The 26,349-nt window shown below is 25.4% G+C and carries 28 protein-coding genes; 16 read left to right on the forward strand and 12 right to left on the reverse strand.

Annotation, left to right across the window (positions count from 1 at the left end):
* The 4 genes from MBCUT_RS11240 to MBCUT_RS02710 form a co-directional block, all read left to right on the forward strand.
* A partial coding sequence (locus MBCUT_RS11240) for a hypothetical protein (protein WP_169805377.1) occupies positions 1 to 188 on the forward strand: 188 nt, incomplete at its 5' end.
* A 476-nt stretch (positions 189 to 664) separates the two neighbouring features.
* Positions 665 to 1,048: a 30S ribosomal protein S8e gene (locus MBCUT_RS02700; RefSeq protein ID WP_067258594.1), complete on the forward strand. Its 384-nt coding sequence runs from the start codon at positions 665 to 667 to the stop codon at positions 1,046 to 1,048.
* A 426-nt stretch (positions 1,049 to 1,474) separates the two neighbouring features.
* Complete coding sequence (hypE, locus tag MBCUT_RS02705) at positions 1,475 to 2,494, forward strand: hydrogenase expression/formation protein HypE (protein WP_067258597.1); 1,020 nt, start codon at positions 1,475 to 1,477, stop codon at positions 2,492 to 2,494.
* Between the two features lie 20 nt (positions 2,495 to 2,514).
* Positions 2,515 to 2,973, forward strand: coding sequence for an RDD family protein (locus tag MBCUT_RS02710; protein WP_067258601.1), 459 nt, complete (start codon positions 2,515 to 2,517; stop codon positions 2,971 to 2,973).
* A gap of 534 nt (positions 2,974 to 3,507) precedes the next feature.
* Here MBCUT_RS02710 and MBCUT_RS02715 read toward each other — a convergent pair.
* Positions 3,508 to 4,008, reverse strand: coding sequence for a thermonuclease family protein (locus tag MBCUT_RS02715; protein WP_084270685.1), 501 nt, complete (start codon positions 4,006 to 4,008; stop codon positions 3,508 to 3,510).
* 290 nt (positions 4,009 to 4,298) lie between these two features.
* Between MBCUT_RS02715 and MBCUT_RS02720 the strand changes: the two genes are divergently transcribed.
* The gene (locus MBCUT_RS02720; protein WP_067258605.1) at positions 4,299 to 4,982 is read left to right on the forward strand and encodes a CRISPR-associated protein Cas4; all 684 of its coding nucleotides are present in this window, start codon (positions 4,299 to 4,301) and stop codon (positions 4,980 to 4,982) included.
* Positions 4,983 to 5,115: 133 nt separating this feature from the next.
* Positions 5,116 to 5,250: a hypothetical protein gene (locus tag MBCUT_RS11685; RefSeq protein ID WP_281177926.1), complete on the forward strand. Its 135-nt coding sequence runs from the start codon at positions 5,116 to 5,118 to the stop codon at positions 5,248 to 5,250.
* A 235-nt stretch (positions 5,251 to 5,485) separates the two neighbouring features.
* Here the strand turns inward: MBCUT_RS11685 and MBCUT_RS02725 are convergent, their stop codons facing one another.
* The 6 genes from MBCUT_RS02725 to MBCUT_RS02745 all read right to left on the reverse strand — a co-directional run bounded on the left by MBCUT_RS02725 (position 5,486) and on the right by MBCUT_RS02745 (position 9,120).
* Positions 5,486 to 6,646, reverse strand: a complete 1,161-nt coding sequence (locus MBCUT_RS02725) for a hypothetical protein (RefSeq protein WP_067258609.1) — start codon at positions 6,644 to 6,646, stop codon at positions 5,486 to 5,488.
* Positions 6,639 to 7,157: a hypothetical protein gene (locus MBCUT_RS02730; RefSeq protein WP_067258611.1), complete on the reverse strand. Its 519-nt coding sequence runs from the start codon at positions 7,155 to 7,157 to the stop codon at positions 6,639 to 6,641. The genes MBCUT_RS02725 and MBCUT_RS02730 overlap by 8 nt, the downstream gene beginning before the upstream one ends.
* Positions 7,157 to 7,777 (reverse strand): UPF0175 family protein, encoded by a 621-nt coding sequence (locus tag MBCUT_RS02735; protein ID WP_067258615.1) that lies wholly within the window; start codon positions 7,775 to 7,777, stop codon positions 7,157 to 7,159. Before MBCUT_RS02735 ends, MBCUT_RS02730 begins: the two co-directional genes overlap by 1 nt.
* A 305-nt stretch (positions 7,778 to 8,082) precedes the next feature.
* Positions 8,083 to 8,340 carry an IS1 family transposase gene (locus tag MBCUT_RS11825; protein ID WP_084270689.1) on the reverse strand — a complete coding sequence of 86 codons (258 nt, stop codon included), beginning with the start codon at positions 8,338 to 8,340 and terminating at the stop codon, positions 8,083 to 8,085.
* Positions 8,282 to 8,689, reverse strand: coding sequence for a hypothetical protein (locus tag MBCUT_RS02740; protein ID WP_157082445.1), 408 nt, complete (start codon positions 8,687 to 8,689; stop codon positions 8,282 to 8,284). Before MBCUT_RS02740 ends, MBCUT_RS11825 begins: the two co-directional genes overlap by 59 nt.
* On the reverse strand, positions 8,650 to 9,120 hold the full coding sequence (locus MBCUT_RS02745) for a hypothetical protein (RefSeq protein ID WP_067258622.1): 471 nt from the start codon (positions 9,118 to 9,120) through the stop codon (positions 8,650 to 8,652). Before MBCUT_RS02745 ends, MBCUT_RS02740 begins: the two co-directional genes overlap by 40 nt.
* A gap of 582 nt (positions 9,121 to 9,702) precedes the next feature.
* Here MBCUT_RS02745 and MBCUT_RS02750 point away from each other — a divergent pair.
* Positions 9,703 to 10,992, forward strand: a complete 1,290-nt coding sequence (locus MBCUT_RS02750; protein WP_067258625.1) for a DEAD/DEAH box helicase — start codon at positions 9,703 to 9,705, stop codon at positions 10,990 to 10,992.
* 167 nt (positions 10,993 to 11,159) lie between these two features.
* Here the strand turns inward: MBCUT_RS02750 and MBCUT_RS02755 are convergent, their stop codons facing one another.
* Positions 11,160 to 11,969 (reverse strand): DUF7839 domain-containing protein, encoded by an 810-nt coding sequence (locus tag MBCUT_RS02755; RefSeq protein WP_067258627.1) that lies wholly within the window; start codon positions 11,967 to 11,969, stop codon positions 11,160 to 11,162.
* Positions 11,970 to 12,324: 355 nt separating this feature from the next.
* Entirely contained in the window at positions 12,325 to 13,338 is a 1,014-nt protein-coding gene (locus tag MBCUT_RS02760) for a sugar phosphate nucleotidyltransferase (protein WP_067258630.1), read from the reverse strand.
* 409 nt (positions 13,339 to 13,747) lie between these two features.
* On the opposite strand from MBCUT_RS02760, the gene gmd reads away from it, so the two are divergent.
* Both gmd and MBCUT_RS02770 read left to right on the forward strand, forming a co-directional pair.
* Complete coding sequence (gene gmd / locus MBCUT_RS02765) at positions 13,748 to 14,794, forward strand: GDP-mannose 4,6-dehydratase (protein ID WP_084270686.1); 1,047 nt, start codon at positions 13,748 to 13,750, stop codon at positions 14,792 to 14,794.
* A gap of 224 nt (positions 14,795 to 15,018) precedes the next feature.
* Complete coding sequence (locus MBCUT_RS02770; protein ID WP_245634931.1) at positions 15,019 to 15,855, forward strand: hypothetical protein; 837 nt, start codon at positions 15,019 to 15,021, stop codon at positions 15,853 to 15,855.
* A gap of 362 nt (positions 15,856 to 16,217) precedes the next feature.
* Here the strand turns inward: MBCUT_RS02770 and MBCUT_RS02775 are convergent, their stop codons facing one another.
* Positions 16,218 to 17,261: a transcriptional regulator gene (locus MBCUT_RS02775; protein WP_067258633.1), complete on the reverse strand. Its 1,044-nt coding sequence runs from the start codon at positions 17,259 to 17,261 to the stop codon at positions 16,218 to 16,220.
* A 652-nt stretch (positions 17,262 to 17,913) separates the two neighbouring features.
* Between MBCUT_RS02775 and MBCUT_RS02780 the strand changes: the two genes are divergently transcribed.
* The 5 genes from MBCUT_RS02780 (at position 17,914) to MBCUT_RS02800 (ending at position 24,028) form a co-directional block, all read left to right on the forward strand.
* On the forward strand, positions 17,914 to 20,064 hold the full coding sequence (locus MBCUT_RS02780; protein ID WP_211263764.1) for a Tex family protein: 2,151 nt from the start codon (positions 17,914 to 17,916) through the stop codon (positions 20,062 to 20,064).
* A gap of 973 nt (positions 20,065 to 21,037) precedes the next feature.
* Positions 21,038 to 21,754 carry a peptidoglycan-binding domain-containing protein gene (locus MBCUT_RS02785; protein ID WP_084270687.1) on the forward strand — a complete coding sequence of 239 codons (717 nt, stop codon included), beginning with the start codon at positions 21,038 to 21,040 and terminating at the stop codon, positions 21,752 to 21,754.
* A 644-nt stretch (positions 21,755 to 22,398) separates the two neighbouring features.
* Positions 22,399 to 23,199 carry a diphthine synthase gene (gene dph5 / locus MBCUT_RS02790; protein WP_067258637.1) on the forward strand — a complete coding sequence of 267 codons (801 nt, stop codon included), beginning with the start codon at positions 22,399 to 22,401 and terminating at the stop codon, positions 23,197 to 23,199.
* 75 nt (positions 23,200 to 23,274) lie between these two features.
* Entirely contained in the window at positions 23,275 to 23,583 is a 309-nt protein-coding gene (locus MBCUT_RS02795; protein ID WP_067258640.1) for a hypothetical protein, read from the forward strand.
* A gap of 85 nt (positions 23,584 to 23,668) precedes the next feature.
* Positions 23,669 to 24,028 (forward strand): hypothetical protein, encoded by a 360-nt coding sequence (locus MBCUT_RS02800; RefSeq protein ID WP_067258642.1) that lies wholly within the window; start codon positions 23,669 to 23,671, stop codon positions 24,026 to 24,028.
* Positions 24,029 to 24,692: 664 nt separating this feature from the next.
* Here MBCUT_RS02800 and MBCUT_RS11245 read toward each other — a convergent pair.
* Entirely contained in the window at positions 24,693 to 24,872 is a 180-nt protein-coding gene (locus tag MBCUT_RS11245; RefSeq protein ID WP_169805378.1) for a hypothetical protein, read from the reverse strand.
* A 170-nt stretch (positions 24,873 to 25,042) separates the two neighbouring features.
* On the opposite strand from MBCUT_RS11245, the gene MBCUT_RS02805 reads away from it, so the two are divergent.
* Entirely contained in the window at positions 25,043 to 25,282 is a 240-nt protein-coding gene (locus tag MBCUT_RS02805; RefSeq protein ID WP_067258645.1) for a hypothetical protein, read from the forward strand.
* A complete protein-coding gene (locus MBCUT_RS02810) occupies positions 25,272 to 25,685 on the forward strand; it encodes a type II toxin-antitoxin system VapC family toxin (protein ID WP_067258648.1) in 414 nt (137 codons plus the stop codon). The genes MBCUT_RS02805 and MBCUT_RS02810 overlap by 11 nt, the downstream gene beginning before the upstream one ends.
* Positions 25,686 to 25,891: 206 nt before the next feature.
* Here the strand turns inward: MBCUT_RS02810 and MBCUT_RS11460 are convergent, their stop codons facing one another.
* On the reverse strand, positions 25,892 to 26,176 hold the full coding sequence (locus tag MBCUT_RS11460; RefSeq protein ID WP_211263763.1) for a hypothetical protein: 285 nt from the start codon (positions 26,174 to 26,176) through the stop codon (positions 25,892 to 25,894).
* Between the last annotated feature and the right edge of the window lie 173 nt (positions 26,177 to 26,349).

The raw sequence follows: 26,349 nt of genomic DNA on the forward strand, positions 1-26,349 counted from the left end.
CAATGGACACAACTCAGCACACCACGACAAGGCGGACGCCAAAAAGTAACTTGGACATTCAAAAACATGCTAAAACAAATCAACCGAACAACCGAAGAAAAACTAGGATTCACCAACAAAATAACAACCTAAAAAAAAAAGAACAACACCACGAAAAAATCCAAAATATACATAAAAAAAAACCCTGAAAATCAAACAAACAAAACCAAATCCAAACAAATACCACAACAAATCCCAACATAACATAACAAACCAATTGATAAAAAAAGAACAAAACAAAAGAACAAAACAAAAAACACATAAAAAAATAAAAATACAAAAACACTTTACGAACTACTGATAATAGCTAAAATATCATAGTACAATTTTTAAAATCATCTAATTTCAATTTATATAATTCTAAGTTTTATGATTTTAGTTTGAATTTTCTATAAACTTTATATATTATAAAAACCAATATTTTGTTATCATGTTTAATAAGACTATTCTTTCCTTTTAAATTTAAAATAAATTTAAAATAATCAAGAAAAATAATGTTTTAGAATAGCTATTCATATCTTAAATAGCTATTATTGACTCTTATAATATGTTTATTTGATAATCTTTCATATAAATATTATAAACTTACAAATTGAATATAATTATATTGATAAAAGGTGAAATGATGGCAATATCCCAAGGAAAATCCACAAGAAAATCAACTGGTGGAAGAAATATAGCAAATAGAGGCAAAAAAAAGTATGAATTAGGAAGAGAACCTGCAGATACTAGGTTAGATGAAAAAAGGCTTAGAAAAATTAGAACTCGTGGTGGAAATGAAAAACTACGATTAGCTACAGAAAATAAGATCAATGTTATGAATCCTGAGTCAAATAAATCTGAAACACTTGATATTATCACTGTGCTTGAAAATGAAGCTAATCCGAATTATGTAAGAAGGAATATTATTACTAAAGGAGCTATTGTAGAAACAAGCGCTGGTAAAGCACGAGTAACTTCTAGACCTGGTCAAGATGGAGTTATAAATGGTGTTTTAATCACCGAATAACTTTTTTTCTACATATTTCTTTGTTTATTTACATTAATTCTATTTTTTATTTACATTACTTATTCTACTTGTTTATCTTATTATATTACTTATTTTTAGTGTTTATTTTATTTATAGTAATTATTTTACTTGTTTAATTCTATTATAGTAATTATTTGATTCATATAATTTATATCTTATTAACAATAGTTTTAGTAAATTTATATTCATTTTCAAAAGATTTCTATTATTATTCAAATAGTCCTTTTAAAAAATTTTTAAATAAATTTAATAATGATAATAATGTAATACTTAATTATTATTAAATTTATTTAAAATTGGAATCAAATAGATATTGAATATTATATTTAGTTAAGTTTGATACAATTTATTACATTTATTTTAATTACTTTACAATTCTTTTATATTATGATTAAGGAGAATAGAATGAAAAATAATAAAATTGGAATGTCACATGGTGCTGGTGGAGAAGTTATGGGAAATCTAATCAGTGAAACCATACTGGCTAACCTCTCAAAAAAGTCTGTTAATGGAGGAATTGGATTAGATGCTCTTGATGATGGAGCAACAATACCTTTAGAAAATCATGAAATTGTAGTTACAACAGATGGACATACAATAAATCCTTTATTCTTTCCAGGGGGAGACATTGGAAGAATTTCAGCAGCAGGAACTATAAATGATGTGGCTGTTATGGGAGCTAAACCTTTAGCTATTACCAATGCAATGATTATAAAAGAAGGATTTCCAATTGAGGATCTATCTAAAATAATAAAATCTATGGATGAAACTTGCAAAGAAGCTGATGTAGGAGTAATAACTGGAGATACCAAAGTAATGGAACAAGATAAAATCGATGAATTGGTTATTGTAACAACAGGGATAGGAATTGTCGAAAAAGGCAAAGCTATCCGAGATTCTGGTCTTGAAGTTGGTGATAAAATTATTACAACAGGAAGTATAGGAGATCATGGTATGTCTTTACTGTCTTTTAGAGAGGGTTTTGGATTTGAAACAGATCTTAAATCAGATGTGGCTCCTGTATGGGGAATGGTTGAAAAAGCTATTGAAATTGGAGGAGTAACAGCTATGAAGGATCCAACACGTGGAGGATTATCCAATGCAATTAATGAAATGGCGAGCAAATCTGGTGTTGGCATTATTATTCAAGATGAAGCTATTCCCATCAAACAACAAGTAAAAGCAGTTTCTGATATGCTTGGAATTGATCCATACGAAGTGGCAAATGAAGGAAAAGTTATTATGGGTGTCAAAGCAGATTTAGCTGATGAGACTTTAAACGCTATAAAAAAAGATAAATATGGAAAAGAAGCATCTATAATTGGAGAAGTAGTTGAGGGTAAACGTGTTTTAATAGAAACTCCTGTTGGAGGCCAAAGAATTTTAGAAGCTCCAATTGCTGATCCAGTCCCAAGAGTTTGTTAAAAATATTACTGGTGATAACAATGGTTAGTATATTTAAAAAAAGAATAATAGCTTATATTGCTGATTATTTTGTTGTATCAGCTATTATGTGGATTTTAGCTGAGATTTTAGCTATTTTAATTATTCCTTATTCAATGTTCATTATTTATAATTATTTTATAATTATAGCACCTATAGCAGGGATTATATACTTTGTTTTATTAGAGAAAACAAAAGGAACTACTGTAGGAAAACATTTGATGTTTTTAAAAGTTGTTTCAATCAAAAATACAGAAGAAACTCCTAATAATGAGGATGAAAATGAAAACAAGGACAATGAAAGTACTCAACAAATTTCATATAAACAAGCAATTGTAAGAAATCTCTCAAAAATCTATTGGGTACCTATTATATTTGATGTAATCATTGGAAAATATTATGGAAATTCAGATGAGAGAATATTAGGACAATTATCAAAAACTAAAGTTGTTGATGAGTAAACTTGGATTTTAGTAAAATCCAATTATACATTTTTTAATTCCTTCAATATTCTATTAAATATATATTATACCATTTCCTTCAATATTCTATTAAATATATATTATACCATTTCCTTCAATATTCTATTAAATATATATTATATCAGTTCCTTCAATATACTAAAATATATATTATATTTTTTCAGTTGTTTTTATAGGTTTAGAATATCTATATTCCTTCTGATTTTTAAATTCTTTTCCTAACAATTTTTAAATCATTTTACTACAACCAATAATTTTATATTTATCTTTTTTTCTCAAATTATTATAGTATTTATGGAAAAGTTATTAAATTTTGAAGATAAATTAAATTCTTAATATCATTTATTTTTAATTATAACATCTGAAAAATTATTATTATTATTATTATTAAAAATATATTATTTAAATATCTTTATTAATTTAATAAATTGATTAAAATTATTAACTTAAGATTATAATATTTTTTAGATGATTTATTTATTAAGAACTTTATCAAATTGACTATAATTGTTTTTAAGAATAAATACCAAATCCTGGTTGAAATTCAGAAGGGGGGATGTACAATATTTTAGCATATTTTAGTTTAAGCAATTCTAGATTTATATTAACCCCATCTACATAAACCACAGCTAAAACTCTTCCATACTTATCTTTATTTTCTTTATCATCAATATCTAAATAAACAGATTTTCCTAAACATTTGCTTTTCACAAAATCAGTAGCTTCTTTATATCCTGATTCTCCTCTTTCAGGAGTATCTACTCCAACAAGACGAATTCTACCAATTCCTGAAACATCCAAAGTATCTCCATCAACAACACGATCACAAAACCCTTTTACTTCATATTTAATTGAATTATTGTTCACATCTAAAAGATATGAGCTATCTGAATTACTACCATTATTATCAAAAAAATCTAAAGAATTATTAAAGTTAGCTAAGAACCCTATTGAAATAATTATGATAGCTATTATAATTATAAAAGATATAGTTTTTTTCAAAGAATTTTTCATGTTAGATTCCCCTCATTCTATCTCTATAATATATCTGTTTTTATCAAACATGACAGAAAGAATTTTTTATTATTCATAATTTTATAGGATGTGATAAAATAATTATAATTATTAGATTGATTAGTAAAATATAAGTTGTTGAACTACATAACTAAATAAGATTTTTAATAATAATATAGATTTTTATAAATATTTTATAAATGCTATGTTTTATGAGACAATAGATAAATACAAGCTTATTGAATTAAGGTTAAATACAAGCTTATTGAATTAGGTTTTCAGTGATTTTGATGAAAAATAAATTAATAAAAAATTCCATAGAATATACTATTGAAAAACATCCAAAAATTAAAGGTTTGCAGATAATTAAAGGAAAAAATAATTTCCCTATTAGCTGGTTGAATCAACAAGGGTACTGTGAATACAGTTTATACTTACAATATTTTAAAGGGATTAAAACAGCTCCAACCCAGGCCATGATAATAGGAACAGCGGAACATCAAAAATTAGAAGACAAATTTAAAGAAGATGCAGTTCCAACTACTTTTAATGAAGTTCTTGAAACTTCAAAAGAAGAAGCAGCTATTTCAAGAGAAATGTTTGTAATAGCTCCAAGTTTAGGAATAAGAGGCTTTATTGATGAAATTTGGATGACTCCTGATGAATTTGTTATAATTGATGATAAACCTGGAAGAATACCCTATCCTTCAACTATCAATCAAGTATTAGCATATTGTTTAGGTTTTAAAAATATGCTAAACGATGACAAACGAAAAATTAAAGGAGCATTGCGAGAAAGAGGTACAAACAACCTTTTTTGGATTGAAGAATTCGATGAAGATAATGAGAATAGAATAAATTTTTTGATTAATAGGATGCAAGGATTATTTGAAGGGTCCAAACCTTTTATTCCAACAAAAAATAAGAATAAATGTATTAAATGTAGATTTCAAAGCTATTGTGAACATTTTTAGTTCGTGACACCATTAAAAAATTACTTAATCTTCATAATCTTTTCTAAATATTCAATGAACTTTTTACTTATTAATTTTTTCTATAATCTCATTTGTAATTGAATTATTATCTTTAGAAAAAGAATTATCTAGTTTGAAACCAGAAATAACAATAAATAATATACAAAGAAACAATAGGGACTTTTTAGAATTTTTAAGAGAAATTATCGGCTTAACTAGAGATGAAGATCCTAAAAAATCATTGAAAATCGATTTACAAAGTTTATAATAGCTAATGAACAATATAATGAAAAACAGATTGAATTTTTAATACTTTTAAAAAAGGTTTTTGCAGAGATAAAACATATAGAAATGAGGGATTTGATTGAGCTCCATTTGAAGATGAAGATGTTTTATCTGTCTTTATTGAAAATGACTTAGTTAGTATAATTGAGAAGTGTAATCGGATTAGATGTGTTAACTTTAATAACTTTTTCTGGAATGGATTTATTTTTAATTTATAGTTAAATATTTAAATCATTTCGGAAGTTCTGGAAGTTTCCTAAGTCTTCTGTTATCTGTTCTTTAGTTTCTAGGTACTTGATAGTTCGTTCATTTTCTTTTATTAATTTTCTATATTTTAACAACTCTAATCCTATCCTTTCACTATTAAAAAGTCTTTGAACTTGGTCTTTTTGTAATTTGTTTTTTGCTTGGAAATATTCAAGTGGTATTTTAGTCTCATCAAAGGGGTAAAATTCTATAGCTTCTTCTAAGGTATCATGTCTGTAATGACCATAATCTTTGGTATTAAAAAGTCTAATATTGGAATCTTTACTTCTTTCTTTTAGTTTTTTTGCTACATCTGGAGGAAATTTAGTTTTGGTATGATTATCACCCATAATATCAAAACCATAATTATAAACTAAAATATCATTAGCTTTAGTCACATTTGTTCCTCTTGTTGTTTTTCCTCTTTGAGTATTACATGAATAAGTAAATGATTCATTTAGAATATCTAATTCAAGAATTGATATCATTAATTCCCTTAAATTACCATTTAATCCAGAATGAGTTTTACCATCAAAGTCAAAAACAAATGAAGTAATGTTGTTAGTATGATAAAAATCTATAAGATCTTTAATCAATATCTCAGGCATTTTAGATGGGATTATACCTAATATTGCTTTATTGTTCAGACGATTAATTGAATCAATACATCTTTGCATAAAATCAGTATATTTCTCATATTCTTTAAATGCATCACTACCTGGATTGAAAAATGAGTCTAATAATGGTAATGGGGTTGCATCTGATTTGTTATATGCAATATTTGTTACTATATTAATTCCTTTTTCTTCAGGTAGAGTTTTATCTATTAATTTTATAAAGCAAAAATTAATTTCATCCTTTGATGTTTTATTAAATGAAGTGTTTAATTTTTTATAAATATCTTCTGTATTTCTTTTTCCATTTGTTAATTCATGGAGTTGATTACTTTTGAATTCTTTAAAAATTTCATTAACTCCTTTAACTGAAGGTGATATTAGGGTATCTTTTCTTAATTTTGTCATATCAAATGATTTAATTGGAGTTTGAACAGTTTTATTATTAATCCTTAGTTTTTCAGATTTAATAAAAAGTTCTTCATCAATATTTTGTTTAAAAACTTTAATTTTAGCCATTTTTTAACTCCATTAAAATATCATTTGAAACATAGAACTTAGAATTTTCAATATCTGAAATAATAAAATTTATATCATTTTCATTAAATATATTCTTGCTTTTTAAAAGTTTTATTAATCCAATTGATCCAGATAGATTTAAATTCAATTTTTTTGCAATATTTCTGGCTTTTTTATCATCAATAACACATAAATAGTTTTTTGAATTTTTTTGACATAGTTTTCCAAGAGCTATTATGCTTAATTCCCCTTCATGCAAACTTGGATATCTTTTAGATAATTCACTTAGCTCTTCTGAAATATCTTTTTTTATTAGATTTATTTTTTGATTTTCAATATAATGTTTCAATAAATTATTATTCAACCAATAAGTAGTTTCATGATAATATTCATTATAAACTTCCTGACTTATACTAATATTTTTACCTAATCTACATAAATAATCAATACATTCACGGCTCCCTATAAAATCAACAAAGAGGATTATTGGAGAAGTGTCAAACAAGTTCATCAAATCAACAACTCCATAGGTATTTTTTTCTCTTTTAATAATTCTAAAAATTTATCTAAAGGCATATCAGCTATTTTGCTCGCTTTAGCAACACTAACTTTTCCTTTTTCATATAAACTTAATCCTAATCGCTGTCTTTTCTTTTCAATTTTATTTTTTACAAGGGATTCTTCTGTCATTTCAGGATATGAAAAATAAGTCAAAGCTAAAGCTTCATCAGTTGTTAAACCATCAAATAAATCTTTCATATCTCCTAATAATTCCGTGTCTAATTCTTTGGTATTAGTTTTGTTTAGTATTTCCGTACCATTGTTTCCTAAGGAATATTTGAAAAAATCTTTATTTCTTGATGTGTTTTCTAGTTTTATCAATCCTATCTGTGACATATCTTCTAAGTAGCGACTAACAACATCACTATTAGGCCCATAATTATCTCCCTCAAATTTAAATACTTCATTTAATTGAGGAATATTATTAGCTATGAAGAATAACTCTTTCATAAGTATGGTTTTACCCACAATTGGTTTTTGATTAAGGCTGTTTAGAAGAAATAAGATATATTTTTTACCTATATTTTCCTTTATGTTTTCTAATATCCTTTCTTTGATTCTTTTCTCCATAACAATTCCTCATATAATTATATAAAAATTTATATATTTAGTATTGTATTAATTAACATTGTATTAAATTTTTATATCATTTTAACACTTTAAGTTTTATTTTATACTTTATTCAGTCTTACTTTATAATTTTATGTTGAAAAAGATATATAAGTATAGTTATAGAGCTTTTTAAAAGTATTTTTTATTATTATTCATTATTAGATTATGACCATTTTATTTAATGATATTTTTGTAATAAGGGTATGTTAACAACTCTTTTAAAGATCATACATGGTCTGTTAGTCCTATAGACATCATTGGAGTTATTTTATCATATTTTTCCATGCATTGTTTCTTATTTTCTTCAAATTCTTTTTTTTAAGTGAATGATGCGTTTTTATGAAATTATAGGATGATTTATACAGATTAAAGTTTTTTTGTAGCCATTTATCTTTTTTGGAGTATGATATTGTTTTTCGAGTTAATCTTTTGTTGTCTTGTATTAGATTTAGATTTTGACGTTCAATTAGTGTTGTTGAAATGTTTGAATTGTCTATTTCTTCTATTTTTCCGAAAATGATTTTTTTTCTTCACACTTTTTAACTTTCCGCTTTTTTTTGTTTTAATTACTTGTGCATATTTTAATTCCTTAAAAAGTTTTAAAATTAGCTTTTGAAGCATTCCATTTTTTATTATTGGGTGTGGTTGTATACTTTCACTGTATTTTTTTATTAATGAATTTTTATAGAATTCTCTTCCATCTGTAACGAACAATGGTAGATTATTTTTTCCAGTGCCATTGGATGTTTGTTTTATAACTTCATCCGATGATTTTTGGACCATATCTCCAATATGGGTTGCTAAAATTATTTTATGTTTGGGATCAAAACTTAACCAGACCCATCTTTCTTCTTCTGATTTGCAGCCCATTTTCGGAAACGTTTTTTTTTAACAAAAGTCCATAATTCGTCAAGTTCCACTTTATCCACATTTAAATCTTTCATCAAAACTTTATTAACTTTTTCACTATGATCTGCTGCAATACTCAACCATCGCCGAACAGTATCTAATTTAACTTCTAAAATTTCTGCAGTTCCTCTTAAAGTCGTTCCTTTGAGAATCATTTTTAAAGCTAAAAACATAATATTTTCATCGGTTCTTAAATCATGCAAAATAGTATTAGAATTAGAAGTAAAACTCTTATTACAAGTTTTACAGTGAAATTGATGAACTTTACCATTTTTTGTCATATAAGTTCCATTCCCAATAACGTTTTCATTATTTATCTTACCATAATCCTCGCATCTTTTATTTGGACAAGGAACATTTGTAAATTTAGGTTTAGGACCTCTTTTACCCATAAATAATCACCAAAAACAAAACTAATTATATTTGTCATAATTATTTACATATATTCTACTATATAAATATATCATTAAATAAAAGGGTCATCATCCAAATTTACACTCTCCAAATAACATAATCTATATATACTTCTTTTTCTAAATAGTTATATAAGGTTATAAAAAAGTGATTATGAAAAGTGGAATATGAAACAACTTTTAATGTTAGTAAATATACATCTCTAAATTCAATAGTATTAATTTTGATTTTATATTAATTTATATCCTTTTAAATCATTTTTTCTAGTTTTAATAATATTTCAATGAAATTTAAATATTTTATTATTTTAATTATTTTAAATTTTGCTATATTTTAATATTATTTCAATAAATAATCTGTTATATAATTGTTAAGAATTTTTTTAAGAGTTTCGAAGAATTCTAATAAACATTCAAGCATTATATCTATTTTCATATTATATTAAAGTTTTATAATAAAAAGAATATTTTAAAAGCATATCATAAAAAACATTTAAAGATATAATATACTAGAATTATATCATAACAAAACATTTTTAAAATATTAAGGAAACGATTACCATGGAACAAATATCATTTGATGATTTAAAAATATCTAAAGAAATTAAACAAGCAGTAAAAGACATGGGATTTGAAGAACCAACTCCTATTCAATCTTTAACAATACCTGAAGCATTACAAGGAAAGGACATTATTGGACAAGCACAAACTGGAACAGGAAAAACTGTGGCTTTTGGGATTCCTGTATTAGAAAGCATATTTGTGAAAGATAATTCTCCTCAAGCTATTATTATATGTCCTACTCGTGAATTAAGTATTCAAGTAGCTGAAGAATTAGGAAAATTATCTAATCACATGAGGAAATTACATATTCTCCCAGTTTATGGAGGACAACCTATTGGAAGACAGCTAAGATCTTTAAAAAAGGGCGTTCATATAATCATAGGTACTCCTGGACGTTTGTTAGACCATATCCAAAGAGGTACATTGGATTTATCTGGAATTGAAATAGCTGTTTTAGATGAAGCAGACGAAATGCTTGATATGGGTTTTAGAGAAGATATTGAAAAAATATTAAGAAAAACCCCTAAAAAAAGACAGACATTACTATTCTCTGCAACAATGCCAAATACCATAAAAAAATTAACTCATAACTATCAAAATAATCCTAAACATCTAAGAGTAGCTCAGCATCTCATAACAGTTCCTGAAATAGAGCAATTTTATTTTGAAGCAAGAGAAAAAATGAAATTAGAAACTTTGTCTAGGTTGATGGACACTTATGATATAAACTTGGCTTTGGTATTTTGTAATACAAAAAGAAGAGTTGATAGGTTAGTTAGGGATCTAAAAAGTAGAGGTTACAGTGTTGATGGTATTCATGGAGATTTAAGCCAAAAACAAAGAGATAATGTCATGAATAAGTTCAGAAAAGGTAGAATTGACATTTTAGTTGCTACTGATGTTGCAGCTAGAGGAATTGATGTTCCTGATGTAGAAGCCGTCTTTAATTATGATGTTCCTAATGATAACGAATATTATGTACATCGAATTGGGAGAACTGGAAGGGCTGGAAAAACAGGTTATGCTTTTACATTTGTTGCAGGAAAAGAAATATATAAATTAAGAGATATTCAAAAATACACTAAATCAAAAATCAAACAACAAAAAATCCCTTCAATAGATGATATTAAAGAAATGAAAGTTAACATACTTCTAAATAAAATTAAACAAGTAATTGAAAATGATAATCTAGATAAGGATATTCATATGATTGAATCTTTAGTTGAAGTAGGTTACAATTCAATTGATATAGCTGCAGCTCTTTTAAAAATGAATAAAGAACAATAATAGATCATAAGTTAAGTATTAAAGATATTTTAGATAACAATCAAAAAAATCTAATTATGGATAAAATATTTTACTAATATTTTTAAATCTAAAATATTATACTTAATACTATATTCATATTCAAGAAAAAATTTATAATATACTCAATATCTTCTTTTTTTATAATATTATTTATGAGCATCTACAATATTGTATTTAATATCCTCATCTTCTAAGTCTTTTATAAGGACTTTATTCATATTTCCTACAGCTAGTATTAAGACATTTAAACCTTTTTTTGTAGCAGATATGGTTGAAGAAGCTACTGCAAGATCAATACTAATTGGCATGTCAAGTTTGTCAGCTACTGCACGAGCTACTGTCCCCATAACTCCAAACTTATCTATTTTTTCAATTCCCCATTTTTTAAAGCCAGATTGATATAAATTCTTTATTAATTCAAAATCAGCTTTTCGTGATCCTCCTTGATTTATTGTAGGAAGAGTTACTATAATAACTTGTCCTATTTCTAATTCAATCATCCCTGTTAAAGAGGTCAAAGCAACATCTTCTCCTTTTTTTGCATCACATAAAACATCAGCACATGCATCTTGTTGAGTCTTGCTTGCATACAATATTCCATCTTCCATAAATAACCCAACTTTTACTCCTTTTTTTAAATCTTCTTTGGCTATTGCAGGCCATACCGATTTATAATAATTCATGGTTTCTAAAACATTATCAGAATATTTTCTAAGAGTAATAGCATCTTTTTTAACTTTAGCTATTCCTTTTTGGGTTATTTTGTAAGGTGACCTACCATCCTTTGAAGTTATAAGTTCATCATCTATTAAAGATTTTATATTTTCAGATACTGCTTGAACCGTTATTCCAAGACGTTCAGCTATGTCTTTTTGACGTAGGTGTGGCTCTTGTTTCGATATTTCACTCAATATCTGAAAATGAGTCATCGCTCCTCTTTTTTTGAATATTTTCATTTTTTCCCTCAATAATAGTTAAATATTGGTCATTAATATATTTTTATCATCAAGATTATAAAATCGAATTAATAATACCAATCATACAACATCAACTAATAATACCAATCATACAACATCAACTAATAATACCAATCATACAACATCAACTAATAATACCAATCATACAACATCAACTAATAATACCAATCATACAACATCAACTAATAATACCAATCACACAACATCAACTAATAATACCAATCACAGAACATCAACTAATAATACCAATCACAGAACATCAACTAATAATACCAATCACACAACATCAACTAATAATACCAATCACACAACATCAACTAAAGATCAGTATAAATTATCTACTATAAAAATCATTAACTCTTATTGTGTCATCTAAAAATGGTGTTGAAACTTCTTGAAGAGTGGTATTTTCAGTAGCTACTATAGAATGTCTAATTCCTGGTTCAATTCGTATTGTATCATTTTTACCAAAATATTCTTTTTTATCTTCAAATTCAATGTAACCTGCACCATTAGTTATATACATTGTTTCATCTTTGTTTTCATGATAATGGAAAGAAGTTTGATAACCTTCTTTTATGAACAATTCTTTTGTAAGGTATTTATCAGTATATATTAATACTTTTTCATAGCCCCAAGGTTTATCGGTTCTGTTTTCATACTCTTTTTGAATCAATTCTAATTCTTTGTTAGTATCAATTGCCATCCAAAATAAACCGTCTTCTTTATAATAAGTTAATTTATTTTCCCTAGCCATTATAGGAAATAGAGTTTTTTCAATGTCCCCATTTTCAAATTCACCGAAATTTATTGTTCCCTTAGAAAAATAAACTCCTCCATTGATATAGTAATCTAGTAAAGGTTTTTCTTTAAAAGAAACTAATCTATCACCATTAATCTCAACTATTCCATAAGGAGATTGCATTTGAGTTATAAAGATGGAAAAAGGATAATTGGATTGTTCTCCCTGAGAGATCATTTTTTTAATATTTAAATCAGATACAACATCCCCATTTCTTATTATGCATTGTTTTTCACCGCCTAACTTATCCATACCTAAGCGAATAGCATTAAGAGTTCCCAATGGCTCATCTTCAATTACATAATGTAGTTTAATTCCTTCATATCTTCCTTTTCCTCCCCCATATCTTTCTTCTATTTTTTCACTTAAGAATCCAGTTAATAGGTAAACTTCTTTGATACCTGCATTTTTAAAGTCAAGTAATTGTTTATCCATTATTGTATAATTATCTTTTATTTCAACAAGAGGCTTAGGAATTTTTTCAGTCATTGGTTTTAATCTTTTTCCAAATCCTCCACTAAGTATCATTCCTACAGTTTCTGTCACTCAATCACCTACTTTTTATGAATTATTATTATTACTATTACTACTATTACTATTATTATTAGATATTATAAAAATTTTTAATGATTTTAATCAACATCTTATGTTAATACTAAAATCAAGTATAATTATTAAATGGTAATAAAATTAACTATATATTTTATCTTTTAAATATATTTGTATTAAGAAAGTGATGGTTCTACTTTAGTTAGACTTTTAGTATTTATATTCATTAAAAAAGTTTGTGCATTTTTCTTTAAAGCAATAGTTTTTATTTTTTTAAATATAGAAAAACGAAGTTTTTATTTATTTGAAAGATTAAATTTAATTTATGATTATATCTCATAGGATATTTGATATATCTCATTAACATTTGATTTTAAATTTAATAATTATAATAGAGAAGAGTATTATGAAAGCACTGATCACCGGAATTACTGGACAAGATGGTTCATATCTTGCAGAATTTTTATTGAAAAAAGGTTATGATGTTCATGGAATAATTAGAAGGAGTTCTTCATTCAATACAGGAAGAATTGAGCATTTATATATGGACAAGTATATAGAAGATATGGGCAATTCTCCAAGGATTAAGCTCCATTACGGAGATATGACAGATTCTACAAATGTTATATCACTTATTCAAGGAATTGAGCCAGATGAAATTTATAACCTTGCAGCACAATCCCATGTTAAAGTTTCTTTTGAAACTCCAGAATACACTGCAAATTCCGATGCACTTGGAGTTTTACGAGTATTAGAAGCCATGAGACTTTTGAAGTTAGATAACACCAAATTTTACCAAGCCTCTACTTCTGAATTATATGGACTAGTACAAGAAACACCACAAACAGAATCAACCCCATTTTACCCAAGAAGCCCCTATGGAGTTGCTAAATTGTATGGTTATTGGATAACAAAAAACTACAGAGAAGCATATGATTTATTTGCAGCAAATGGAATTCTGTTTAATCATGAATCTCCTAGAAGAGGAGAATCTTTTGTTACAAGAAAAATAACTTTAGCAGTAGCTAGAATTTCACAAGGTATCCAAAAAAAGTTATATTTAGGAAATTTAGATGCTTTAAGAGATTGGGGTCATGCAAAAGATTATGTTGAATGTATGTGGAAAATACTCCAATATAAAAAAGCAGATGATTTTGTAGTAGCTACTGGAGAGATGCATACTGTAAGAGAATTTGCTAGTTTAGCTTTTAAAGAAGTAGGAATAGACTTGATTTGGGAAGGTACTGGTATTAATGAAAAAGGTATTAATTCTGAAACAGGAAAAGTATTAATTGAAATTGATCCTGAATATTTCAGACCCACTGAAGTTGATTTATTGCTAGGAGATTCTTCAAAAGCTGAAAAATTACTTAATTGGAAACCAAAAATATCATTTGAGCAACTAGTAAAAAAAATGGTTGAAAGCGATTTAAAAATTGTAAAAGAAAAATGATTTTTTTAATAATTAAAGAATGTTAATAATAAAACAATAGTAATGACAAAACAATACTAGTGTTAAGACAATTTAATTTTTTCTATAATTTTATTAATATAGATTTTATAGAGTAAGATTAAATAAAAGGCTTAAGATTGAATTAAGAAGATAAAATACTTTTTAATAATTTTGTTGAAAAATATAAATAAATTAATATTTAAATTGTCTTAACAATAGGAGAGATGCTCATTTTTCAAGGTAGCTTAAAAGTCAAGAATAAGGAAATCCCAAGAATCATATTAGGTTTTGCTCCATTTACAGGAGAAAGCTATTTTGGACATAGATCTAGATTATATCAATTAGATTTGCATGCTAAACCAGAAGAAATAGCTAATATCATAAAAAAGGCAAATGATATTGGAATCAATGCAATTAATTTAATAAATGATAGCTATTTATTAGAAGCCTTTGGACAATTTGAGGCATTTAAAGAGTCTGAACTATTTGAAGAAACTAATTTACAAGAAAACAGAATGGAAGTAATAGCTACCATTGGAAAATCCAATGTGAATTATGTTTTCCCTGACTTTGAAAAAGCTAAAGAGGCTAATTGGAAAGAAGATATAAAACTTTTATCTAAATTCAACACTCCAATAATGCTTATTGATGAATTTATAACAGATAGCTATGATTGGGAGTTATTAGAAAATATCTTATCTGAAATCAAAAAACAAGGTTCACTAGCAGGATTAATAACATCATTTCCTTTTAAAACAACAAAAAAGCTATTAGATTCACCAATTTTAAAAATGTTCGATTTTTACATGGTTCCAGTTAATAAGTTAGGGTACATGATGGATTCAGAATCTTTCATGGATAAAGAAAGAAAAGAATTAGCTAGATTATTAAATAAAATTGATAAAAAGATAATTGTTAATAAGATATTAGCCTGTGGAATTCAACAACCAGAAGAAGCCTTTAAATTCTTAAAAACATTAGATTATGTCGATATGGTGACATTTGGTGTAGCTAATACAAAAGAACTTGAATTAGATTTTAAAATTCTGACTGAGCTTTAATTTTTCCTATAATTAAATATTAAAATTTCTACTTTTGTCTTAAATGTCTTTTTTTGGAAATTAGTATTATTTTAGTTATAATTTTTAGGCTTTCTAGAAACCCTTTTAATATTAAATATTAAATATTAAATATTTTTATAAAAAATATATTATTAAAAAATGCTTTAGTTTGAAATTAAAGAACAAAATTCACAAACTAGCTTCACAAAGTAAAAATTTAAAGTGTAAAAAATGAGGGTTTCTACAAATTCAGTTTTTATTATTTTTTAAAGTTTTTTGGAAATTAGTATTCTTTTATTTATAGTTTTTATTATTTTAAAAATTTGTTATTAAATAAAAATTAATAAAAGCAAGGTTTAGGGCTAATTATCTCTTCTTTCTTTGATTAATTTTAAAAATTCTATAGAATCTTCGGCTTCTTTTAATTCCCATGATTTAATAACAGGTATGCCTTTTATTGATTCTTTAATTTTATTCTTATTAATTATAAAAAATGATTCTGATTCTGTAATTAATGAAAGATCTTTTAAACTAACAGCTATTTTTTGCAATGTTTTAGTACTTCTATTTTTCTCTAAACTAGCTATTAATGGAGATTCATTTTGAAATTTAGGATCTAACGAAGAGTTAGTTTGAAATTTAGATTTGGGATTAGGGAGATTAATTGAATTGGGATTATTCAATTTAGCTAAAGCATCAAATGGTGTTTTTTTGGTTGTAATAACTCCAAATCCTAAGTTAGCTAAATCCCTTGTTTTTTCACCATCTTCATTATTAGAAGGAATGTTTACTCCATTTGAATCTCTTGGCTTTTCTACTTCGTTTGGAACTTCAAATAAATTAACATCTATTGTTATTTTCATGTTTAAAATGTCTTCTAACAACATAGCAGTTTCACAATTAGCTTTAACCAAACCATTTTCGTATTTATATATTGTTTCACGGGAAACATGAGCTAAATCTGCCAATTCTTTTAAGGATAGGGAGTAGTCTTCTCTGTATTCTTTTAAAATGTCTCCATTAATATTAACATAATATCCTCCTCTATCAGCTAAGATTTCAGGATATTCTTCATAAAGCACCATATTTTTAAAAGTTTCAATTCCAATAGCTGGAAGACCATGTCTTTCATAGACAACATCTTCTTCTAACTCTTGATTTTTTGATTTAACGCCTATAATCAATGGAGATGCTAAAAATGTGCTAGCTACTTTTCTTATTTCCTGAACATTGGATTCATTCATACTATCAATATTAACCAAGACTTTTAATAAAATTAAAAGCAATTTTTTTCGAGCAGCCATATCAAAACAACTTTGATGATAAACTTCTGAAGTTTCAAAACCTTCTCTGGCCAATACCTGATTTATTTCTTTTATAATTTGAATCCTATTCTGTGTTTCCACAGGAACACCTCATTTAAGACCATAATTAAGTGGATCTTTTTTAATAACCAACATTACATTGTGTTTGCTTTTTATATAATATAAATCTAGTTATTAATTGATAAAATTTTTTCTTTTTTTAATGCTTTTTTTTCTGATTTTTTCTGATTTATATTGTTTTATTATTATTATATCAAATTTTAATATTTCTATATCATTTTTGTGGATATTTATTTTATTTAATAAAAAATTTATCTACTGATAACATTTTTGACATAAAATAAAAAATTATTTTAATGTTAAATATAATATATACTGTTGTTTATATTCAAAAATTCTTTTTACATTTTAATTAATATAATAATATTTTATAATATTAGAATGATAATTTTTAATTATAGGTGGTAAAATAATAATTAGGGTAATATTTGTGTAATTGATTATAGATGTATGAATATTAATTAGGGTAATATTTGTGTAATTGATTATAGATGTATGAATATTAATTAGGGTAATATTTGAGTAATTGATTATAGATGTATGAATATTAATTAGAGTAATAATTTTTATTTATATAATAATGACAATTAGAATAATAATTATAATTTTCTAATGCATGAAAACATTTGTTTTATTTGATTCAACTAGTTATTTAAATGGAGAATATTCAATAATGATTATAAAAACATTATCAAAAGAACTTAATATCAAAGATTGGCAGATTGAAGCAACTATAGATTTAATTGATCAGGGTAATACAATACCTTTTATAGCTAGGTATAGAAAAGAAGTTACTGGTTCATTAGACGATGAAATACTTAGAAAATTTGAAACTAGGTTAAACTATCTTCGAAACTTGGAAGAAAGAAAGAAAGCTGTGATTGAAAGTATTGATAGTCAGGGAAAGCTAACTGATGAATTAAGGAAAGCTATTGAGAATGCTGAAACTTTAGTATTAGTTGAAGATATTTACAGACCATATAAACCTAAAAAGAGAACAAGAGCTACAATAGCTAAAGAAAAAGGACTTGAAGGGCTTGCAAATATTATTCTATTACAAGAGACCGATGTGCCTATTGAAGAAATAGCTAAAAACTATCTTTCTCAAGAAAAAGAAGTTAATACGATAGAAGAGGCTATAGCTGGAGCTCAAGATATAATAGCTGAAATTATATCAGATGATGCAGAATTTAGAAATTTAATTAGAAAAATAACTTTCAATGAAGGAAAGTTAGATATAATTACTAAAGATAAAGAATTAAGTTCTGAATATGAGATGTACTATGACTATAACGAACAAGTATCTAAAATAGCTATTCATAGGATATTAGCTATTAATCGTGGAGAAAAAGAAAAAATACTGAAAGTTAAAGTTATAGCTCCTGAAGATGAGATTACTGATTATTTAATTCGTCACACACTAATTAATTATTCTACTGATAGAAATAAAAAAGAATATAATGAATTTACTCGCCCTATTATTGAAGAAGCTATCTTAGACTCTTATAAAAGATTAATAGCTCCTTCAATTGAAAGAGAAATTAGAAATTATTTAACTGAGAAGGCAGAAGACAAATCTATTGAAGTATTTTCTAAAAACTTGCAACAATTGTTGATGCAAGGACCTATTTTAAACAAAGTTGTTTTAGGTTGGGATCCTGCATTTAGAACGGGGTGTAAATTAGCTATTGTAGATGGAATTGGAAAAGTCTTAGCTACTGATGTTGTTTTTCCAACAGAACCTCAAAATAAAATTCAAGAGACTAAAAAAACTATTTTGACCATGATAAAAGAGTATAATATTGATATTATAGCTTTAGGTAATGGAACAGCTTCTAGAGAGTCTGAATTAGTGATCAATGAAATTATTAAAGGAACAAAGGTTCAATATGTCATAGTGAATGAAGCAGGAGCTTCTGTTTATTCAGCTAGTAAATTAGCAACTGAAGAATTTCCAGATTTTGATGTTGGTCAAAGGAGTGCTGCTTCAATAGCTAGGAGATTACAAGATCCCTTGGCTGAACTTGTAAAAATTGATCCAAAATCCATTGGAGTAGGACAATACCAACATGACATGAATCAGAAGAAATTGACTGAATCTTTAAAGAATGTGGTTGAAAAAGTAGTTAATAATGTAGGAGTGGATATCAACACAGCTTCAGTACCACTTCTTAGCTATGTTGCTGGAATAAGCTCAGCTATTGCTAAAAACATTGTAAAGTACAGAGAAAATGAAAATGTTTTCACAAACAGAAAAGAGATTTTAAAAGTACCCAAACTTGGCCCAAAGACATTTGAACAATGTGCAGGATTTTTAAAAGTTTACAATTCTGATAATTTGTTAGATATCACTACAATCCATCCGGAATCATATAATATTACATTAAAATTATTAGATAAGTTAAATTACACTTTAAATGATCTTGAGTCTAATATATCTTTTGAAAATTTGGATTATAAAAAATTATCTGATGAGTTAAATATTGGAGAAATTACTTTAGGTGATATTGTAAATGAACTTCAAAAACCAGGAAGAGATCCTCGAGAAGAGATGCCACAACCAATACTTAGAAACGACGCATTAGAAATAGAAGACCTTAAAGAAGAAATGATACTTGAAGGAACTGTAAGAAATGTGGTTGATTTTGGAGCATTTGTAGATATTGGCGTTCATCAAGATGGATTAGTCCATATCTCACAATTAGTAGAAAATAAGTTCGTTAAACACCCTCTTGACATTGTGAGTGTTGGTGATATTGTGAATGTCAAAGTAATTGATGTTGATGTTGCTAAAAAGCGTATCCAATTATCAATGATACTTTGAACCGTCTTTAAAAATGGATAATTTGAATTGGGTAATATTAGGTCATATTTTTAGGAATTGGATATAATAGTTAATCTTTATTTTTATCCTTTTTTAAAATTTTAATTCATTATAACTTTCATAGTGCTTTTTATTCCTTTTTATTCCTTTTTATTAATTTTTATTAATTTTTATAGTATTTTTAAATATATTAATAGGCTTAACAATCAAAAATATTAAAAATATATATTTTAGATTATTTATTTATATACTTTTTAACTAATAACTATATTTTAGATATATACACTAAAATTATTATTTTTAAACTCAATATCTAGTACTATAATTAATGTTATTATTGAACACATAAATATTATTAATTATTAATTTTTAATAATATGCCTTTTATTTTTTAGTTTCTCTTAAAAAAAACTTTATATATATTTTAGTCTATTTTTAATAAAATCTGTCCTTTATTTTTAAAAATAAGAACATCTTATTGGCAATGAATAAAAAATCCTATAAAAAGCAGAAAATTTGCCCTTTTAATTAATTAAGCTATTTAAATAGCTATAATCACTTAAATAGTTTATATTATCCTTAAAATTATTACATCACTCTTATAATACATAATTTTGATAATTAAAGGAGATATAATAATGAATTGATCTATGATATATTGTAACTAATTACTTTTTCAATAGAAAAACAATATTTATTTTATTATCTTTCTAATATGGTCTTATTTTCTAAAATAGACTATAAATATCCTACTAATTTTTAAAATAAAAATCGTTAACTAATATTTAATAATAGCTATTATTAAGTTTTCTAATATCTTTTTATTAGCTTAAATAAGCTTATAATAGAACTATTTTTTTAAAATAAACCCAAACTTTTATATAAGATGCTAAATAAAAAGGTATTTTGTCTAGAATCTTAATTTACTAATAAAATTGATTATTTTGTAAATGATGTTCTGAGCATTGGGGGCATGAATATAAGATTTGATAAAAAATATCTAACTTTGTTTATATTTTGTATGGTTTGTTCTATATCCTTAGTTACAGCCGCACAAGATACTACACGGGCAGATAAAACAGAAATAGATAATAAGAGTGTTGATTTAAAAATAAATACTACTGGAAATAGAGTTGTTGAACTACAAAAATTCTTGAATAATACTTGTTATTATTCTGGAAATATTGATGGATCTTTTGGAAAATTCACTGAAGAAGCAGTGATAATGTTCCAAAGAGACAGCAATTTAAAAGAAGATGGTATCGTTGGAAATATAACACAATCTGTGATTGACAGATGGGATCTGAATACATCTTCATCACCTACTTATTCCTCAGATTCTAACTATAACAATGCTAATCCTGATAATAGAAATAGTAATTCTAGTAGTGATACTTATGCAGGAAATAGCTATTCTAACAGTTATAATTCAGGGATAACTAGCTATTATGGTAGTTCAGGTAAAGGTGTAGGAGATTGTTGGGATAACAGTGAAATGTTATATAAAAAATTGTCTAAAGATGGAAAAACTGTCAGGATAATCCAATATCCAACTAGTTTATCTTCAAACCATAGATCAGTTCAGATATATCAAAATGGTGCATGGATAGATTATAACTACAAAGGAAACGGTTATAAAAAAGTTTATTATGCAACCAAAAATAAATCTGGAGCTATAGTAATTAAATGATTTAAAACTATAGGATGATTAAATAGCCTAATCCGACTAATTGGCTATTTTAGTTCCAAATAAATTACACCCATAATTTTAAAATAACTTTTTCAAGTATTGACTTTTTTTATTCAATACTTTTTCTATTTTCTGATTCTTTGTTTTTTGATTGTTTCTTTCAGTATTTTTTTAATTTTTCAAACTTTTCATTAATTTTTATTTAATTTATTTCCTTTTCGTTTAATCCATCTTCTTCTCACTTAATATCTTCATTAATCAGTTTTATTTTTCTCAACTTTATTTATCTTATTTTATTTTAATATATTTTATTTCTTTATTTAATTAATTTTATTAACTTTTTCAAAATATTTTAAAGAATACTATTGGAATTAATATTAATAATTTTGATCTTGAATATCATGAATAATATTAATTTTTAAGAATTTATATAATATTAATAATATCAACAATATTAATCTTGAAAGTTGTGATTAATATTGATGTTAAATATTATGAAGATTATGAATTTTATTGATTAATAGCAAAATTGATTCAATATTTTAAAAAATGATAGCTATTTATAAAATTAAACTAAAATAATTAATTATCTATAAAATTAAACTAAAATAATTAATTATCAAAATAAATTAGTAGGAATTTTCATGCTTTACTTTGTAGGATTAGGATTGTTTGATTTAAAAGACATTTCTCTAAAGGGATTAGATGTATTAAAAAATGTAGATGTTGTCTATGCAGAATTCTTTACTTCAAGACTTTTTGGTTCTAATTTTCAAGCTATTGAAGAGTTAATTGGAAATGAAATAATTATATTAAATCGTGAAGAAGTAGAAGAAGAGAATGTGTTTTTAAAAGATGCATTAAATAAAAATGTGGCTTTAATATGTGGAGGAGATCCATTGATAGCTACCACGCATACTGATTTTTTACTAGAAGCCAAAAAGATGGGTATTGAAACGAAAGTTATCCATGGCTCTTCTATTCTATCTGCAGCTCCAGGAATATCTGGATTACAAGCTTATAAATTTGGAAAGGTTACTACAATTCCATTTCCAGACCATAATTTTTTTCCTCATTCTCCATATTTAGCAATAGCTGATAACTTAATTAATGATGCACATACTTTAGTTCTTCTAGATATTCAATATCATAAAGATAGATACATGACCATCAATCAAGGTTTGGAATACTTATTGGAGGTTAGAGATGATTTAATAGCTAAAAATAAAGAGGTAGTCATTGATGAGAAAACTTTAGCTATTGGAATAGCTAGGGTTGGATCTTATGATGTGATCGTTAAAGCAGGATCAATTGAAGAGTTGATTGAATATGATTTTGGAGGCCCTCTTCATTGTATAGTTATTCCTTCTAAATTACATATTGTTGAAGCAGAATATCTAGTTGAAATAGCTAATGGACCAAAACATATCTTAGATAATGTTTAATTGATGGTGCTGTTAATATTATTATGATAAAAATTATTTCTAAAATTTGTCTTTATTTTGATGTGAGGTGTTATAGTGGAAGAAAATGGAGACTTGTATAAACATGATTTAAGCTGTCCAAAATGCAATAAGAAAACTCTAAAAAGAACATTGGGTAATAGCTATTTTGGATGTACTTTTACAATTTGTGAAGATTTTTTCAACTGTGATTACTATAAAATTGAAGAGATTAAGTCTTTAGCTATTGAAGCCAATGATGAAAGAATGAAAAGAGAAGAGGACTGGTACACTCAAAGGATTCAGCTATTTTTAGAAAGAGATAAAAAGAAAATTAAGGAAGAATTCATTAGAAAAGAGATGGATAGAATGAGAGGAGGATACTAAATATTCTGGGATGAAATATTCATTTATATAATCTAAATAGTTTATTTTATATATTTTAAAATTATAAAGTGTAATAGTGTTACTAATGAGAATAAAATTAACTAATAATCATAAAAGACTGTTACTAACTAAAAATAAGTTGAAAATATCTAAAATAACTTATTTGGGTTATAAAATTACCATTAATGAAGACTACATCTTTGTTGACAGAATTGATACTTCTAATAATGATTTTTTAGCTTATAATCTTAATGATATGGCTATTACAGAAGAGAATATTAAACAATTTGATTTAAAAGCTTTAAATGAAGCTTTAAACGATTTAAATCTTAATAAAATTAATACAAGAGTTATTAATAGATTTATTAATTCATTAGTTTATTTTTTAGCTTCAATCATACTAAAAAGAAGCAAAACTCAACTTCCTTTATCTAGTAATAGATAAGATAGTAATAGATAAGATGATAGTAGATAAGATAGTAAAGATAAGATGAGAATAGATAAGATGAGAGTAGATAAGATAGTAATAGATAAGATGAGAGTAGATAAGATAGTAATAGATAATATAGTAAAGATAAGATGATAGAAATATTTTTCAATACCCTTTATAATCTCATCACATTTTTAAATATTTTTTAATCAATATTTAGGACGTTTTTATAATATAGAATAAAGATTTTTGCCTTTTTAAGACATTTCTAAGAACCTAATCTTCTTTTCCAAGTATTTTATTAAATTCTTTTTTTTCTAAAATAAAATAGCTAATATCTCTTGAACATCTTTTTTAAATTTGAACATATATCTTGTTAAAAATCTTCAGTAATATCTTTAATTAGAAATATAACAATTTTACTATCTATTTTTACATTTCCATAAATAAAATCATTAATATCTTTCTATTTAGAATATAACATTTTTAAATCCTAACGATTTAAATATACTATTAATATATTTAATATTAATTAATATTAATTAACATTGTTTTAATATTTATTTCATTATCCTTCACAATAAAAAAATGGAGGATTAAGGGAATAAATACTGCATTTGGGAGAATATATTTCAGCTAAAATTTTATCCAAAAATGATTATAATCATGTGAAAAACTCTCATTTCATTTCTACTGTTGAAAAAGAAAGGATTATAATTGGATGACGAAAAATACTATTTAATGGAGCGTTAGAAGAGTTAGATAATGTTGATTTTTTATTAAAAAGTGGCAGTGTCAAAAACCTTACTGATTTGAATGTTTCATTATAACTGACATATATCAGTAGAGTTTTTGGCACTGCCTAAAAATGAAAAATTTAACCTTGCTGTGGCACATTCTTATTATGCAGTTTTTTATGCAACAAAACAGTAAATCTATTAATTTATCTGTAACAATAATGAGAATAAAAATATTTATATAATATGATGTATAAATGTATAAGTGTAAAGGTACTCAGAAGGTGTAAATATGAATATAATAAAAACAACAATTAAAATAGATGATAATTTATTAAAAAGTGTTAAAAAGATAGCAATAGATAAAAATGAAACACAAAACAATTTAATGAATGAATACATTAGAAAAGGAGTTAACAACGAGTTAAAACCAAAAAAACAAGAAAATTTAGAAATTATATCTGGATTAGGAACAGCACCAGAACCATTTGATAGTGTAAAAGAACTAAAAAAGGTAGAAAATGGCGAATAAATTAATATTCATAGATTCTAACTTTATTGTTGGTTTAACTGTTGATAATGATAAATGGCATGAGAAAGCGAATGAACTAATACCCTATATTAATAAAAAAGTGAAAGTAACTTGTTTATCAGCGGTATTTGAATCTATAACTCTAATAAATAAGAAAGTTGGAGTAGATATAGCTAAAACTGTTTATGAATATATAATGGACAATTTTATCATAATAACTGAAGATAGATCACTATGTGATAAATCAATAAAAACACTTGTTAAATATCATAAACTATCACTTGCAGATAGTACGATAGTTGAAATAATGAAAGAAATGAATATTATTGAATTAATCAGTTTTGACGATGATTTTGATAGAGTAAATGGTATTATCAGAATACACAATAAAAAGAATTTATAATTTTAATAAATTAACAAATAAAATTATCAAATCTTGAAAATAATGAATACAATGAAAAACTTGAAAAATTAACCAACTTTAAACACAATATTAATAGAATGGAATTAAACAAACATTTGTATTCCAAATAAATTTTATTTCAATTTTTTCATCATATTACTGTCATTTATAAGAGATTGTATTTGTGTGATTACAACTTTATTTAATCATGCAATTCTTTCACTTTGATGAATTTCTTCTCTAACTAAAAGTACATTAATTCCTTCCATATTTGAAAGTACAATTAGTTGTTCTATTGTCGCATGATCACGAATATTGCCTTTTTTATCAGGATTTGCTTCTCGCCATTGTTTAGCAGATTCAATTTTAAACCCCTCACATATGTGGGGTTTAAAATTTGGATTATTTAATTTTTCCCATAAATCTAAATATTCTATTGTGCTGAATGTACGAAGCCAAAGACTAATAATTTCTGAGGGATTTTTTATCATTTCTATATTTAGCAATATCTGGTAGTGAAAAATACTCTTTTTTAGCTTTGGATATAAGTGAAACATTTGCGCCTTTCAAATTAATAGTTTCTTCTTATTCATTATTACTATCTTTTAAAAAATTATTATTAAATCTATTATAATTCTTTTTAGTAAAATATTTTCCTTTTTAA

The sequence above is a fragment of the Methanobrevibacter cuticularis genome, from assembly GCF_001639285.1.
Lineage (GTDB): Archaea > Methanobacteriota > Methanobacteria > Methanobacteriales > Methanobacteriaceae > Methanobaculum > Methanobaculum cuticulare.